Source organism: Streptomyces oryzae, assembly GCF_017676365.1.
In the GTDB taxonomy this organism is placed as follows: Bacteria; Actinomycetota; Actinomycetes; order Streptomycetales; family Streptomycetaceae; genus Streptomyces; species Streptomyces oryzae.
Genome location: NZ_JADKMA010000190.1, coordinates 1 through 15,222, shown reverse-complemented (window position 1 = coordinate 15,222; position 15,222 = coordinate 1). Strand labels below are relative to the sequence as shown.

General features: G+C 69.7%; 14 protein-coding genes and 2 pseudogenes. 7 read left to right on the top strand and 9 right to left on the bottom strand.

The genetic code is table 11. The features are described 5' to 3' along the window. The 6 genes from murJ to trxA form a co-directional block, all read left to right on the top strand. Positions 1–1,959 (top strand): murein biosynthesis integral membrane protein MurJ (gene murJ / locus ITI46_RS27860; protein WP_247746690.1); only part of this gene is annotated, 1,959 nt, incomplete at its 5' end. Positions 1,960–2,512: 553 nt separating this feature from the next. Further along, positions 2,513–4,213, top strand: coding sequence for a protein kinase family protein (locus ITI46_RS27855; protein ID WP_247746695.1), 1,701 nt, complete (start codon positions 2,513–2,515; stop codon positions 4,211–4,213). Between the two features lie 53 nt (positions 4,214–4,266). After that, on the top strand, positions 4,267–5,121 hold the full coding sequence (gene sigM, locus ITI46_RS27850; RefSeq protein ID WP_209242673.1) for an RNA polymerase sigma factor SigM: 855 nt from the start codon (positions 4,267–4,269) through the stop codon (positions 5,119–5,121). Then, positions 5,118–6,143, top strand: coding sequence for an anti-sigma factor family protein (locus ITI46_RS27845; protein ID WP_209242672.1), 1,026 nt, complete (start codon positions 5,118–5,120; stop codon positions 6,141–6,143). The genes sigM and ITI46_RS27845 overlap by 4 nt, the downstream gene beginning before the upstream one ends. A 105-nt stretch (positions 6,144–6,248) precedes the next feature. Continuing rightward, positions 6,249–7,235, top strand: coding sequence for a thioredoxin-disulfide reductase (trxB, locus tag ITI46_RS27840; protein WP_209242671.1), 987 nt, complete (start codon positions 6,249–6,251; stop codon positions 7,233–7,235). Between the two features lie 85 nt (positions 7,236–7,320). After that, on the top strand, positions 7,321–7,650 hold the full coding sequence (gene trxA, locus ITI46_RS27835; RefSeq protein WP_209242670.1) for a thioredoxin: 330 nt from the start codon (positions 7,321–7,323) through the stop codon (positions 7,648–7,650). An 88-nt stretch (positions 7,651–7,738) separates the two neighbouring features. Here trxA and ITI46_RS27830 read toward each other — a convergent pair whose 3' ends face one another. The 9 genes and pseudogenes from ITI46_RS27830 to rpmH all read right to left on the bottom strand — a co-directional run bounded on the left by ITI46_RS27830 (position 7,739) and on the right by rpmH (position 14,466). Then, positions 7,739–8,359, bottom strand: coding sequence for a GNAT family N-acetyltransferase (locus ITI46_RS27830; RefSeq protein ID WP_209242669.1), 621 nt, complete (start codon positions 8,357–8,359; stop codon positions 7,739–7,741). A gap of 114 nt (positions 8,360–8,473) precedes the next feature. Further along, positions 8,474–9,649, bottom strand: a complete 1,176-nt coding sequence (locus ITI46_RS27825) for a ParB/RepB/Spo0J family partition protein (protein ID WP_209242668.1) — start codon at positions 9,647–9,649, stop codon at positions 8,474–8,476. Further along, a complete protein-coding gene (locus ITI46_RS27820) occupies positions 9,646–10,806 on the bottom strand; it encodes a ParA family protein (protein ID WP_280634840.1) in 1,161 nt (386 codons plus the stop codon). Before ITI46_RS27820 ends, ITI46_RS27825 begins: the two co-directional genes overlap by 4 nt. 294 nt (positions 10,807–11,100) lie before the next feature. Next, positions 11,101–11,865, bottom strand: coding sequence for a 16S rRNA (guanine(527)-N(7))-methyltransferase RsmG (gene rsmG / locus ITI46_RS27815; RefSeq protein WP_209242666.1), 765 nt, complete (start codon positions 11,863–11,865; stop codon positions 11,101–11,103). After that, a complete protein-coding gene (locus ITI46_RS27810) occupies positions 11,862–12,374 on the bottom strand; it encodes a Jag family protein (RefSeq protein WP_209242665.1) in 513 nt (170 codons plus the stop codon). Before ITI46_RS27810 ends, rsmG begins: the two co-directional genes overlap by 4 nt. A 20-nt stretch (positions 12,375–12,394) precedes the next feature. Then, positions 12,395–13,585, bottom strand: a complete 1,191-nt coding sequence (yidC, locus tag ITI46_RS27805; protein WP_209242664.1) for a membrane protein insertase YidC — start codon at positions 13,583–13,585, stop codon at positions 12,395–12,397. Between the two features lie 3 nt (positions 13,586–13,588). Continuing rightward, on the bottom strand, positions 13,589–13,879 hold the full coding sequence (yidD, locus tag ITI46_RS27800) for a membrane protein insertion efficiency factor YidD (RefSeq protein WP_209242663.1): 291 nt from the start codon (positions 13,877–13,879) through the stop codon (positions 13,589–13,591). Positions 13,880–13,938: 59 nt separating this feature from the next. Beyond that, a pseudogene (gene rnpA, locus ITI46_RS27795) lies at positions 13,939–14,304 on the bottom strand (ribonuclease P protein component); the annotation flags it as partial. A 24-nt stretch (positions 14,305–14,328) separates the two neighbouring features. Beyond that, complete coding sequence (gene rpmH, locus ITI46_RS27790; protein WP_016472057.1) at positions 14,329–14,466, bottom strand: 50S ribosomal protein L34; 138 nt, start codon at positions 14,464–14,466, stop codon at positions 14,329–14,331. A 469-nt stretch (positions 14,467–14,935) separates the two neighbouring features. Here rpmH and ITI46_RS27785 point away from each other — a divergent pair. Next, a pseudogene (locus ITI46_RS27785) lies at positions 14,936–15,222 on the top strand (chromosomal replication initiator protein DnaA); the annotation flags it as partial.

The following is a 15,222-nucleotide window of genomic DNA, read 5'->3' as shown; positions in this document are numbered from 1 at the left end:
GAGCGGACCGGCGAGATCGCCGCGCAGCAGTACACCGGCGGCTATGGCGGCGGCTTCGACGCGGGATACGGCCAGGGCTACGGACAGCCCTACGACGGCCCCGCCGGCCAGCAGCACCCGCAGCACCCGCAGCACCCGCAGCAGCCACCGTTCCACCCGGAACCCACCCAGCCGCCGCAGCCCTACCCGCCCGAGCCCGGAGCGCCCGGCGCGGCCGAGGAGCCCTCGGCACAGACGGTCAATCTCGGCACCGTCGCCCCCAAGGAGGCCCCGCCGAAGGCTCCGCCCGCAGCGGGCGCCGAACCAGCCGCGCCCGCCAAGTCCGGCGGGGGAGGACTCCTCAAGTCGAGCGCCATAATGGCCGCGGGCACGATGGTCTCCCGGCTCACCGGTTTCGTCCGCTCCGCCATGATCGTCGCCGCGCTCGGTGCCTCGGCCCTGGGCGACAGCTACCAGCTGGCCATCACCCTCCCGACGATGATCTACGTGCTCACCGTCGGCGGCGGCCTCAACTCCGTCTTCGTACCGCAGCTCGTCCGCGCCATGAAGGAGGACGGCGACGGCGGTGAGGCGTACGCGAACCGGCTGCTGACGCTGGTCGCGGTGATCCTGGGCGGGCTGGCCGTTGCCGCCGTGTTCGCCGCGCCCGTCCTGGTGCGGCTGATGTCGGTCAAACTCGCCGACAACCCGGCCGCCAACGAGGTCACCATCACCTTCGTGCGCTACTGCCTGCCCTCGATCTTCTTCATGGGGATCCACGTGGTGATGGGCCAGGTCCTCAACGCGCGGGGCCGCTTCGGCGCGATGATGTGGACCCCGGTCCTCAACAACATCGTCATCATCGCCACGATCAGCATGTTCCTGTGGGTGTACGGCACCGCCGACACCTCCGACCTGACCGTCAACACCATCCCGCCCGAGGGCGTCCGGCTGCTGGGCGTCGGCACCCTGCTCGGCCTGGTGGTGCAGTCGCTGGCGATGATCCCGTATCTGCGGGCCGCCGGCTTCCGTATCCGGCCCCGCTTCGACTGGCGCGGCCACGGCCTGGGCAAGGCCGCCAAGCTGGCCAAGTGGACGATCCTGTTCGTGCTCGCCAACCAGGCTGGCGTGCTGGTCGTCTCGCAGCTGTCCACCTGGGCGGGCGACACGGCGGCACAGGACGGCCACTCCGGCACCGGCTACATCGCCTACTCCAACGCCCAGCTCATCTGGAACATGCCGCAGGCGATCATCACCGTCTCGGTGATGGCCGCGCTGCTGCCCCGGCTCTCCCGGTCCGCCGCCGACGGCGACACCGGCGCCGTGCGGGACGACATCTCCCAGGGGCTGCGCAACTCCGCCGTCGCCATCGTCCCGATCGCCTTCGGCTTCGTGGCGCTCGGCATCCCGATGTGCACGATGATCTACGGCTCGGCGGGCGTGGACGCGGCTCGTTCCATGGGATACATGCTGATGGCCTTCGGCCTCGGCCTGATCCCCTTCTCCGTGCAGTACGTCGTGCTGCGCGCCTTCTACGCCTACGAGGACACCCGCACCCCGTTCTTCAACACGGTGATAGTGGCCGCCGTCAACGCCGCCGCGTCCGGGCTGTGCTTCCTGGTGCTGCCCTCGCGCTGGGCGGTCGTCGGAATGGCCGCCTCCTACGGGCTCGCCTACATCATCGGCGTCGGTGTGGCCTGGCGGCGGCTCCGCAACCGGCTGGGCGGCGACCTCGACGGGCGGCACGTCGTCCGTACGTACACGCGGCTGGCCGGCGCCAGTGTCCCCGCCACGATCGCCGCGGGCGCCGCCGCCTGGGGCGTCACCCACGTACTCGGCGCCGGCACCTTCGGCTCGATCGCCGCCCTGGTGGGTGGAGGGATCGTTTTGGGCGTGGTTTTCGTCCTAGCGGCGAAGCGCATGCGCATCGAGGAAATGACGGCGATGCTCGGCATGGTCCGCGCCAGACTCGGCCGATGAAAACTCGGCGGGAAACCGGCGTATACAACCATCATTCGCCCCCGCGTGTCGTGCATAGCGGCGAGGTGTAGGCACAATGTTTTTGGCCGTTTCCAGGAAAACGGCCACTACGGATGGGGAGGCAGGAACGACGGTGGCGGAACGGAGCACAGCCGCTGTCGGCGTGGCCGAGACCAGCGGTGCGAACGGCGAACCGCTGACCGCCCAGCAGGACGGGGCCACGGGCGACGGTGCGACGGACGCGACGAACGGATACAGCCACAACGCCGGGACTTCCCCGCACCAGGAGCCCCCGGCCGACCCCTCCGACACCACACCACTGACGGACCCTCCCGGTGCCACGTCTCCCGCCTCGTCCCCCGAAGGGAGCAGCGCAGCCAAGCCGTCATCGGACAAGCCGTCACCGGCCGGCCCGGAACCGGTCCAGGACTCCGACGACAGCACGGACGAAGCCGCAGACGGTCCCGAGGACGAGGCCCCAGGCTCCACGGGCGCCACGGGCTCGGAAGACGCCGCCTCCTCCACAGACGCCAAGCTCTCACCGCAAGTTGAGCTGTCCTCAGAAGTCGAGCCCTCCGCCACCGCCCTCGTCGGCAAGAGCGACGCGGACGAAGGCGCCGCAGACAAGACCGACGCCGACGAGGCCGACGGCGAGAAGACGGACGGCGAGAAGGCGGACGGCGGCGCGAAGGCACCCACCGATCTGCGGGTGCCCGAGCTGCACAGTGGCCACAAGCTCGCCAAGCGCTACCGCCTCGAAGAGTGCGTCACCCGCCTCGACGGCTTCAGCAGCTGGCGAGCCGTCGACGAGAAGCTGCGCCGCGCCGTCGGGGTGCACGTGCTGCCCGCCGGGCACGCCCGCGCCCGCCAGGTGCTGGCCGCGGCCCGCTCGGCGGCGCTGCTCGGCGATCCCCGGTTCGTGCAGGTCCTGGACGCGGTCGAAGAGGGCGAGCTGGTCTACGTCGTCCACGAGTGGCTGCCCGACGCCGTGCCGCTCAGCGAGCTGCTGACCGCCGGCCCGCTGGAGCCGCACGAGGCGTATCAGCTCGTCAGCCAGCTCTCCCAGGCACTGACCGCCGCCCACCGCGAGGGGCTCGCACATCTGCGGCTGACGCCATCCTGCGTGCTGCGCACCGGCATGGGCCAGTACCGCATCCGCGGGCTCGCCGTGAACGCGGCGCTGCGTGGCGTCACCAGCGACCACCCGCAGCGGGACGACACCGAGGCCATCGGCGCCCTGCTGTACGCGGCGCTCACCCAGCGCTGGCCGTACGAGGAGGACGCGCACGGGCTGCCCGGCGTCGGCTCGCTGGACCTCGGCACCCTCGTGGCGCCGGAGCAGCTCCGCGCGGGCGTCCACCGCGGACTCTCCACGCTGGCGATGCGCGCCCTGGTGAACGACGGCGCGACCGCCTCGCGGCAGGAGCAGCCCTGCACCACCCCGGAGGAGCTGTCCAAGGCGGTCTCCGCGCTGCCCAGGATCCGCCCGCCGGAGCCCTCCTTCGCCACCCCGACCCCGTATCAGCGCCCGGCCTACCAGCAGGGCGGCCTCTCCGCGTCGGGCGGTCCCGGAGGTGCGGCCCCGGGCGGACCCGCTGCCCGGCGGGGTGCCGAAGCGCCGCCACCTCCCACGCTGCCCGGACGTACCGGCAAGGTCCTCAAGTGGGGGGTCTCCGCGCTGCTGATCGCCGCGCTCGGGCTCGGCAGCTGGCAGGTCGCCGACGCGTTGCTCAAGGGCGAGCCGTCGACCAACAAGAAGACCACGAAGCAGGTGAAGGGGCCCGACAACGCCGCCGGAACCGGGAAGCCCGTCGCGATCGAGGACGTACACGACTTCGACCCGGAGAGCTCGGACGGCCGCGAGAAGCCCGAGCGGGCCAACGACGCCGTGGACGGCAAGCCCGGCACCTACTGGCTCACGGACAAGTACATCGGCCACGCCACGTTCGGCAATCTGAAGTCCGGTGCCGGCCTCATCCTCGATCTGGGCAAGGCCCGGCAGGTCAGCCGGCTCAAGGTCGACTTCATCGGCAAGACCTCCGCAAGCTTCCTGGCGGCGCCGAGCAGCGTCACCAACAGGCCCTCGTCGCTGAGCAGCTTCAGCAAGGTCACGAGCGGCTCCGGCAACCACCTCGTGCTGAAGGCGAAGAAGCCCATCAAGACCCGCTACGTACTCCTGTGGCTCACCAAGCTCCCGCTCACCGACGACGGCAACTACCGTGGTCGCGTCACGGAGGTCCAGGTTCTCGGCTGAGGCCGCGGACGCCGCTTCCGACTGTGGGCGCGGCAGGGTGAGGGGAGGGGCAGATGGCGAGCGACGGCGCGCCCGACGGAATAGCCGGGCCGGACGACAAGGAACTGCTCGCCCGCCACGTCGCGGGCGACCCGGAGGCGTTCGGGGAACTCGTCCGGCGACACCGGGACCGGCTGTGGGCAGTCGCCCTGCGGACGTTGGGGGACCGGGAGGAGGCCGCCGACGCCGTACAGGACGCCCTCGTCTCCGCCTATCGCGCCGCGCACACCTTCCGCGGCCAGTCCGCCGTCACGACCTGGCTGCACCGCATCACCGTCAATGCCTGTCTGGACCGCGCCCGCAAGGCCGCCTCCCGCCGGTCGACGCTCACGGACGACACCGAGCGCATGGAACAGCTCCTGGAACCGCACGAGTCCGCGGCTGCGCCCGTCGAGCGCCAGGATGTCCAGCAGCAGGTGGTGACCGCGCTCTCCGAGCTGCCGGCCGAGCAGCGCGCCGCGCTGGTGCTGGTGGACATGCAGGGCTACCCCGTCGCCGAGGCCGCCGAGGTGCTCGACGTGGCCGTGGGTACCGTCAAGAGCCGCTGCGCCCGAGGCCGCGCCCGACTCCTCCCGCTCGTCTCCCACCTGCGCCCCGGCGGCGGTGGCGCGGACGGCGGCGGCACGGGCGGTAACGGCCGCACGGGCGGCAACGGCCGCACAGACGGTAGCGGCCGCACAGACGGCGGCGGCGCCGACGGCAAAGGTGGCGCCGAGCACAGTGGCAGCGGCGAAGGGAACCCCTCCTCGGGTGCGTCCGTCCCAGCACCAAGAGGGGCACCACCGAAGGCACCGCGAAAGGCTCGACGGAAGACCCAGCAGGAAGACACCACAGGTTCCGGCGCCGTGAAGGGAGGGGGACAGACATGACAGCCACTCCTGTCCCGAACGGCGAGCACCCGGAGGTCACCGAGATCTCCGCACTCAGCGAGGGCATCCTGGCCGCCGAGCGCCAGGAATCGCTCCGCGCCCACCTGACCGAGTGCGCACTCTGCGCCGACGTGCACGCCTCACTGGAGGAGATCCGCGAGACGCTGGGCGCCCTCCCCGGCCCCGCCCGGATGCCGGAGGACGTCGCGAGCCGCATCGACGCGGCCCTCGCGGCGGAGGCCATACTGTCGGCCACGCCGCTGGGGGAGAACGAGTCCGCTTCCCCTGACAACGCCGTTTCACGTGAAACGGCGCGGAACCCCGCCGAGCCTTCCGAGGAACCCGCTCGCGCCACGACCCCGGCCCCCGTTTCACGTGAAACGGCGACCGCCACCATCCCCGTCAACCCCCGCCGACGGAAGCGGACGATCGTGCTCGTGGTGGCAGCCTCCATGGCTGCCCTCACGCTCGGTGGGATCACCGTCCGGGCGCTGTCCAACCCCGCGCCCACCGAGACGGCTTCGGGCACCGCCAAATCGGAGACGGGGAAGAAGCAGGTCCCCGACGCGCCCCCGAACTCCACTGCGCCCACAGACACCGATGCCGGCGGCAGCAGCGACGACCAACGGCTGCGGAAGCGGGTCCAGCACCTGCTCTCGGGCCAGCAGTCGTCGTCCCCCTCCCGGAAGGCGCCGGGTGGCTCCGCGCAGCCCAGCGACTCTCCCTCGATCGACACCAAGCAGAGCCCCAGCAGCGACGGGAACACGCTCCGCGACGATGGGATGGGAGCCGGAGAGGGGGTGCCGTCCTGCGTACGTGACGGGATCCACCGCTCGGAGACCCCGCTGGCCGTGGACGCCGACGCCACCTTCGAGAACCGCTCCGGCTATCTGGTCGTCCTGCCCCACCAGGGCGGTAACCCGAGACTGGTCGACGCCTACCTGGTGGACCCCTCCTGTGTCAGCGCCGACCCGTCCGGACCCGGGAAGGTGCTGTTCAAGGGCACCTACCCGCGCGGGTGACACGCGGACGCGAGCCCGGGAATGTCTGCCCCGTAGGATCCGTTGGACGGGGTGCAAGCCTCGGCAGAAGATCCCGGAAGCAGTCGGCAGACAAGGAAGACACCCGTGAGCGACGTCCGTAACGTCATCATCATCGGCTCGGGCCCCGCCGGATACACGGCTGCGCTCTACACCGCCCGCGCGTCGCTGAAGCCGCTGGTGTTCGAGGGCTCCGTCACCGCAGGCGGGGCGCTGATGAACACCACCGAGGTCGAGAACTTCCCCGGGTTCCAAGAGGGCATCATGGGCCCGGAGCTCATGGACAACATGCGGGCCCAGGCCGAGCGCTTCGGCGCCGAGCTGGTCCCGGACGACGTCACGGCCGTCGAGCTGTCCGGCCCGGTGAAGACGGTCACGGACTCCAGCGGCACTGTGCACCGCGCCCGGACCGTGATCGTCAGCACCGGCTCCCAGCACCGCACGCTGGGTCTGCCGCTGGAGGAGGAGCTTTCCGGCCGCGGTGTCTCCTACTGCGCCACGTGCGACGGCTTCTTCTTCCGGGAGCAGCACATCGCCGTCGTGGGTGGCGGTGACACCGCCATGGAGGAGGCCACGTTCCTCTCCCGCTTCGCGGCCTCGGTCACCGTGGTCCACCGGCGGGACACGCTGCGTGCCTCCAAGGCGATGCAGGAGCGCGCCTTCGCCGACCCGAAGATCTCCTTCGCCTGGGACAGCGAGGTCGCCGAGATCCACAGCAAGGACGGCAAGCTCTCCGGTCTGACGCTGCGTGACACGAAGAACGGTGAGACCCGCGAGCTGGATGTGACCGGCCTGTTCGTCGCCATCGGCCACGACCCGCGCGTGGACCTCTTCAAGGAGGAGCTGACCCTCGACGAGGACGGCTACCTCAAGGTGGACGCTCCCTCCACCCGCACCAATGTCCCCGGCGTCTTCGCGGCGGGCGACGTGGTGGACCACACCTACCGCCAGGCCATCACCGCGGCGGGCACCGGCTGCTCCGCGGCACTGGACGCCGAGCGGTATCTGGCCGCGCTCACCGATGTGGCCACCGAGGAGACCCCGGAGCCGGAGAAGACCGCGGCAGCCGTCTGAGGCGGCAGCCCCGAGGAGTCCGGCCCCGTCCCCTCGCCAACTCCCCCACCCGACCCGCAGTCAACAGAGAATGAGGAGAAGCACCATGGCCGGTGCCACCATGACCGCGACCGACGCCGACTTCGACGAGGTCGTCCTGAAGAGCGCCAAGCCCGTTCTGGTCGACTTCTGGGCGGCTTGGTGCGGCCCCTGCCGTCAGATCGCTCCGTCGCTGGAGGCCATCGCCGCCGAGCACGCCGACAAGCTGACCGTGGTCAAGCTGAACATCGACGAGAACCCGGGCGTGGCCGCCAAGTACGGGATCATGTCGATCCCGACGATGAATGTCTACCAGAACGGCGAGGTCGTGAAGACCATCGTCGGCGCCAAGCCGAAGGCTGCCATCGAGAAGGACCTCTCGGAGTTCATCGGCTGAGGGCCGCTTCGTCACTGCCCAAGGTGCATGAGGGGCGCCGTTTCACGTGAAACGGCGCCCCTCAGTCGTGCTCAGCGCCCCTGCCCTCTCACAGGGGCCGCAGCGCCGGCTCCTTGCTGTGCACCTTGCCCAGCAACTGGTCCAGCGCCCGCTCCATGTCGTGACGCCAGGAGATGGTGGAGCGCAGCTCCAGCCGCAGCCGGGGATAGCGGGGATGCGGGCGCACGGTCTTGAAGCCGACGGAGAGCAGATGGTCGGCAGGCAGTAGACAGGCCGGCTCCGCCCACTGGGTGTCCCCGAACGCCTCTATCGCCTTGAACCCTCGCCGCAGCAGATCCTTCGCCACGGTCTGCACGATCACCCGCCCCAGCCCCTGCCCCTGGAACTCCGGCAGCAGGGAGGCCGTCATCAACTGCACCGCGTCCGGGGAGACGGGGCTAGTGGGAAAGGCGAAGGAACGCGGCACATAGGCCGGAGGCGCGTAGAGCACATAGCCGGCCGCTACATCGTCGATATAGACGACTCGACCGCAGGAGCCCCACTCCAGCAGCACCGCGGAGATCCAGGCTTCCTTCTCCAGATCGGGCCGCCCCGCCTTCTTCGCCTCCTCACCACTGACCGGATCCAGTTCCCAGAAGGTGCACCCACGGCAGCGCTTCGGCAGGTCCGGGAGGTTGTCCAGCGTGAGCGGAACGAGCTGTCGCCCCATGACAGACATCGTATCCGTGGGGCGACCAACTCGTCGGCGGGTTTTTTCCGTTGTCACGGGCACATCGAAGGGCCCGGACGGCTGTCGTCCGGGCCCCTATCGATCGGTTTCGCTCTACGAGGGATCGGATTCCTCGTCGCCGTCGGCGTCGCCGCCCTCGGCGAGCTTCTGCTCCAGCACCCGGCCCTCCCCGGGAGCGAGCTGCCCCAGGATGCGCTCCAGGTCCTCCATAGAAGCGAACTCAACCACGATCTTGCCCTTCTTCTGGCCGAGGTCGACCTTCACCCGCGTCTCGAAGCGGTCCGAGAGCCGTCCGGCCAAGTGGTCCAGGGCGGGGGAGACCCGGGCACCGGCCCGGGGGCCCTTGGGCTTGGTGCTGCCCTTGGGCTTGCCGCCCATCAGCGTGACGATCTCCTCCACCGCCCGCACCGAGAGCCCTTCGGCCACGATGCGGTGGGCCAGCTTGTCCTGCTCCTCACCGTCCTCCACAGACAGCAGAGCTCGCGCGTGGCCCGCGGAGAGCACTCCGGCAGCCACCCGGCGCTGGACGGCCGGCGAGAGCCGCAGCAGTCGCAGCGTGTTGGACACCTGCGGACGGGAACGGCCGATACGGTCGGCCAGCTCGTCATGGGTGCAGTCGAAGTCCTTGAGAAGCTGGTCGTAGGCGGCAGCCTCTTCCAACGGGTTGAGCTGTGCACGGTGCAGGTTTTCCAGCAGCGCGTCCAGCAGTAGCTTTTCGTCATCGGTGGCCCGGACGATGGCCGGGATCCGCTCCAGTCCCGCCTCACGGCAGGCCCGCCAGCGGCGCTCACCCATGATGAGCTCGAAGCTGCCCGGCTTGAGCTCCCGGACGACCACGGGCTGGAGGAGGCCAACTTCCTTGATGGAGGTGACCAGTTCGGCCAGCGCGTCCTCGTCGAAGACCTCACGGGGTTGCCGTGGGTTCGGCGTGATGGCGTCGAGCGGCACCTCTGCGAAGAACGCACCCGCCTCGTCGGGAACACCGCCCTCCACGGTGGCCGATGGCGCCGTTTCACGTGAAACGGGCTCGTCCCGTGAAACCTCGTCCTCGTTCTCCTGCTGGGAGAGCGCGGCGACCTTGGCCGCCGCCACCCCCCGTACGCCCTGCTCCGGGGCGAGGACCGGAACAGCGGTGGGGGAGGTGGAGCCTCCCGTCATGTTCGGCTTCTGCTGCTCGTTCTCGGAGGAGTCAACGGAATCCGTTCCCGTTGGAGCCGCCGGGATCAGTGCACCAAGCCCCCGCCCCAGACCCCTACGTCGCTCGCTCACTGAGTCCCCTCCGCCATGCTGCCGTGCTGTGCCTGTGCCTGTGCTTGCTGTGTGTGTTGTGCGTGTACTTGCTGGGCCTGCGCCTGCTGGATCTGAAGTTGCTGCTGGGCTTGCTGTGCCTGCTCAACGTGCGGGTCCCGCAGGGCGATTTCGCGGGCCGCCTCCAGGTAGGAGAGCGAACCGCTGGAGCCCGGATCGTAGGTGAGGACCGTCTGCCCATAGCTGGGCGCCTCGGAAATCCGCACCGACCGCGGAATGTTGGTGCGCAGCACCTCCTTGCCGAAGTGGCCCCGCACCTCCTCCGCCACCTGCGACGCCAGCCGGGTTCGGCCGTCGTACATGGTGAGGATGATGGTCGAGACGTGCAGCCGCGGGTTCAGATGGCCCCGCACCAGCTCGACGTTCCGCAGCAGTTGGCCGAGCCCTTCCAGCGCGTAGTACTCGCACTGAATGGGGATCAGCACCTCGGCGCCGGCCACGAGTGCGTTCACCGTCAGCAGCCCGAGCGAGGGCGGGCAGTCGATGAGGATGTAGTCCAACGGCTGCTCGTATGCCTCGATCGCGCGCTGAAGGCGGCTCTCCCGCGCGACCAGCGACACGAGTTCGATCTCCGCACCGGCGAGATCGATGGTCGCTGGCGCGCAGAAGAGCCCCTCCACGTCCGGCACCGGCTGGACGACTTCCGAGAGCGGCTTGCTCTCCACAAGAACGTCGTAGATCGACGGAACCTCGGCGTGGTGGTCGACCCCCAGCGCCGTCGAGGCGTTGCCCTGCGGATCGAGGTCGACGACCAGGACGCGGGCCCCGTGCAGGGCCAGCGAGGCGGCGAGGTTCACCGTCGTGGTGGTCTTGCCGACGCCGCCCTTCTGATTGGCGACGACCATGACCCGTGTCTGGGCGGGGCGGGGAAGGCCCTCCCCAGCGCGGTTCATCGCTTCGACCGCCTGTTGGGCCGCACGGCCGATCGGCGTGTCATCCATAGGCGGTGGCGTCTCACGTGCCGCGTCACCGCGGGGAGCGACCCCACCCGCGCTGGTATCCCCCGGCTCTGTGCGGGGACCGGGGACCGGGTCGGCCATCGGTCCCGCGATGTTGGCGTCGGACCGCAACGGTTCACTCTCCTCAACATCAGGCTCGCTATGAACAGAGCCTCCCATGCTTTCGGTCCCGTGAACCAGCGAGCCCCGCTCACTTGTGGACAACTCCACGTCCGAGCGGGGCTCATGGGCGGTCTGGCCGCGCGCGCCGGCGGCAGCGCGGCCTCGGTTGATGATTCCGTGCAACAGAGAGCGGCGTTTCACGTGAAACACGATGCACACGCACCCGACGGTGACCGCCGCGACACTCCGCTCCGCAAGGCCTTAAGCGTTTTTATGGAGTAACCGAATCAGCGGTTCGGCGTCGACCGGCCGCCCGGCAGTCAACACCACCGAGCGACCGTCCCTGACGTTTCAGCGTCGCCGCCGTCCGCCTCGCGGCGAGCGGCCACCGGCCCGGGCCGCCTTCTCGGCCTTGACGCGGCGCGCTGCGAAGCGCACCCCGCCGGGGCTCTCGCCGACCCTGGCGCGTACCACCGTCGAGGGCGGATCGACCAGGCCGCGGCCGATCTGCTCCACCGTCGTCTCCACGACGCCCAGCTTGTGCAGCGCGTCCCGCGCGGCCCGTACCTCTTCCTCGGCGGTGTCGCCCTTGAGGGCCACCATCTCGCCGTACGGTCGCAGCAGCGGAACGCCCCAGCCGGCCAGCCGGTCCAGCGGCGCCACAGCGCGGGCCGTCACCACGTGGACCGGAGGCAGCGTGCCCAGCATCTCCTCGGCGCGGCCGCGCATCACCGTCACATGGTCGAGCCCCAGCAGCTCGACGACCTCCTGAAGGAAGGTCGTCCGCCGCAGCAGCGGCTCCAGCAGCGTGATCTCCAGGTCAGGCCGTACCAGCGCCAGCGGAATGCCCGGCAGCCCGGCACCCGAGCCGACATCGCAGACCGTGACCCCCTCGGGCACCACCTCGGAGAGCACCACACAGTTCAGCAGGTGCCGCTCCCACAGCCGGGGCACCTCGCGCGGACCGAGCAGTCCGCGGCGTACTCCGGCATCCGCCAGCAACTCCGCGTACCGCTCGACAGCGGGCAGGCTGTCCCCGAACGCCTTGTGCGCCGCCTCCGGAGCGGGCGGCAGCTCCGCCTGCTGCCCCTGGGGCTCCCCCGACCGCTCCGTCACGGGAGTACGACCACGCAGCGCTGCGGCTCCTCGCCTTCGGACTCGCTGCGCAGTCCGGCGGCCTTCACCGCGTCGTGCACGACCTTGCGCTCGAACGGCGTCATCGGACGCAGCTTGACGGCTTCGCCGCTGCTCTCCGCCTCCTGCGCCGCCTTCGCACCCAGCTCGGCGAGCTCTTCCCGCTTACGGGCCCGGAACCCGGCGATGTCCAGCATCAGCCGGCTGCGGTCGCCGGTCTCCCGGTGCACGGCCAGCCGGGTCAGCTCCTGGAGGGCCTCCAGCACCTCCCCGTCCCTGCCGACCAGCTTCTGCAGATCGCGGGACGAGCCCTCGCTGATCACCGAAACCGCGGCGCGGTCGGCCTCGACGTCCATGTCGATATCGCCGTCCAGGTCGGCGATATCGAGAAGTCCCTCGAGGTAGTCGGCCGCGATCTCACCCTCCTGTTCCAGGCGGGTCAGGGTGTCGGTGTCGGCTTCGGTGCCTTCTGGGGCAGTCGTGTCCGTCACGGCGGGGACTCCTTCGGTGCTCACTTCTTGGAGGGGTGCTTGGGACGCTGCGGGCCCTTGCGCTGCTGCCCGGACTTCTTCTGGCCGGACTTCTGCTGGCCCGACTTGGCCTGGCCTGCCGCCTTGGACCCGCCGCCCTGCTTCTGACCGGCGCCCTTCTGGCCCGACTGCTCGCGGCCTGACTGGCCGCCCTGCTTCTGGTCGGCCTTCGGACCGGACTTCTCCAGGGACGTGGAATCCGAGGGGGAGTCGTCCTTCTTGGTGCCCGTGGCGACCGAGCCGCCGCTCTGGCGCTGCGCCTTGGTCTGCCGCTTCGGCTGCTGCCGCCGGACCCGGGCCGCCTCGGCGGCCTCACGCGCCTCGACCTCCTTCGGGTCCTCCTTGAGCTTGCCCTTGGCACGCAGCCGCTCCTGGCGCTCCTGGAAGGCCCGCGAGCCTGGGGTCGGGTTGCGCTTGATCACGAACATCTGCTGGCCCATGGTCCACACGTTGGTGGTCAGCCAGTAGACGAGGACACCGACGGGGAAGTTGATACCGAAGACGGCGAACATGATGGGGAAGACGTACATCAGCATCTTCTGCTGCTGCATGAACGGCGTCTTCACCGTCAGGTCGACGTTCTTGGTCATCAGCTGGCGCTGCGTGTAGAACTGCGACGCCGACATCAGGACGATCATGATGACCGTGACGACGCGCACATCAGTCAGCGAGGCGGCCAGCTCCTGCACCTTGTCGGCGCTGTCCAGGAACTTCGCGGCGATCGGCGCACCGAAGATCTTGGCGTTCCGCGCGCTGTCCACCTGCGAGGCGTCGAGGACGCCCACCGGCTTGTTGCCGGCGATGTGGCTGAGCACCCGGAAGAGGGCGATGAAGAAGGGCGACTGCGCCAGGATCGGCAGGCAGCTGGAGAGCGGGTTGGTGCCCGTCTCCTTGTAGAGCTTCATCATCTCTTCGCTCTGGCGCTGCTTGTCGCTCTTGTAGCGCTCCTGGATCGCCTTCATCTTCGGCTGGAGCGCCTGCATGTTCCGGGTCGACTTGATCTGCTTCACGAAGAGCGGGATCAGGCAGATCCGGATCAGCACCACCAGGCAGAAGATGGACAGACCCCAGGCCCAACCGCTGTTCTTGTCGAAGACCAGGCTGAACAGCGAATGGAACTGGACAATGATCCAGGAGACAGCGGTATAGAGAGGACTCAGGATCGTGTCCACGTATCAAGCTCCTTGGGCGTTGGACTGGGTCCGGTGCTGCTGCCAGCGGGAGCGGATCCGCTGGTGCCATACCGGGTGCTTCCGGGCGGGGACATGGTCGACGCCACCGGGCGACCACGGATTGCAGCGCAGAATGCGCCAGGCTGTCAGCGCCGTTCCCTTCACGGCGCCATGGCGGGCGATGGCCGTGTAGCCGTAGTGCGAGCACGACGGGTAGTACCGGCACACCGGGCCGAGCATCGGACTGATGGTCCACTGGTACAGCTTGATCAACCACAGCAGCGGGTACTTCACTGAGCTCTCCCTCCCGGTTCACGGCCGGGAATCCGGGGGCTGTCCCCCGGGGCAGCCGAGCGAGGGGACCCTTTGAGCAGCTTCCGCAGCGCGGCATCCAGATCGCGGGCCAGTTCCACGTGGTCCGCGTCCGCCGCGCCCGGTTGCGCCCGTACGACGACAAGGCTACCGGGGGGCAGCTGGAACAGGCGGTCCCGCAGCAGATGCCGCAGACGCCGCTTCACACGGTTACGGATCACCGCGTTGCCGACGGCCTTGCTCACGACGAAACCCGCACGCACCGGGGGAACCTCTCCCCCCGACACATGCGGGTCCGTTCGACTGCGTAGATGGACGACGAGGAGCGGGCGCCCGGCCCTGCGTCCTCGGCGTACCGCGGCCGCGAAGTCCTCGCGCCGCCTCAGCCGGTTGTCGGTAGGCAGCACGTCATGGACCTGTGGTCAGGCTGCTCAGGCCGACAGGCGGGCGCGACCCTTGCTGCGACGGTTCGCGATGATCGCGCGGCCGGCGCGGGTCCGCATGCGCAGCCGGAAGCCGTGGGTCTTCGCGCGGCGGCGGTTGTTCGGCTGGAAGGTGCGCTTGCTCACTCGGGGGCTCCAGAGATGCTTCGTGTCCCACGGTCACCGCGGGACGGGGTGTGGGGAGTCGACCGGCTGTCACCGTGCGCCCACGAGTAGCTCGCAACGCCCGAGTGTGCACCGCTTCATGATCGTTCGGGAGAGACCCGGCGATCTTGCCCATCGGAGGCAGGCGGCAGCAGCCGTCGACACTCGACCTGGTTACGGTACGCGCGCCTATGCCATCCGGTCAAACCAGCGCCGACGGGTCACCCGGGCCCCGCCCGGCAGCCGCTCCCACCCCGCCGCCCGGCTACTGCACTCGTGCACAGCCTGTGGACAACGACTTGAACGGGGCACGTCCGCGTGACTACCGTGGCCGAACTTCCCTTCCTTCCCGACCGTCCCGAGAAACATGCATTCGTGGGACCTGGTCGATCACCGGACGACCGTCACACAGCGAGTGACCCGTCACCCAGCGAGTGAGAGAGCGTGCCCCGTGGCTGACCTACCTGCCGATCTTGCCGCAGTGTGGCCACGGGTGCTCGACCAGCTCCTGCGCGAGGGACAGGGTGTCGAGGCCAAGGACCAGCGCTGGCTGCGGGACTGCCAGCCCCTCGTCCTCGTCTCCGGTACCGCGCTGCTCGGCGTTCCGAACGAATATGCGAAGGGGGTCCTGGAGGGCCGCCTCTCGCCGCTGATCACCGAAGCGCTCAGCCGCGAGTGCCAGCAGCCCATCCGGCTGGCGATCACGGTGACGGGCCCGGCCCCCGAGGCAGCAGCCCC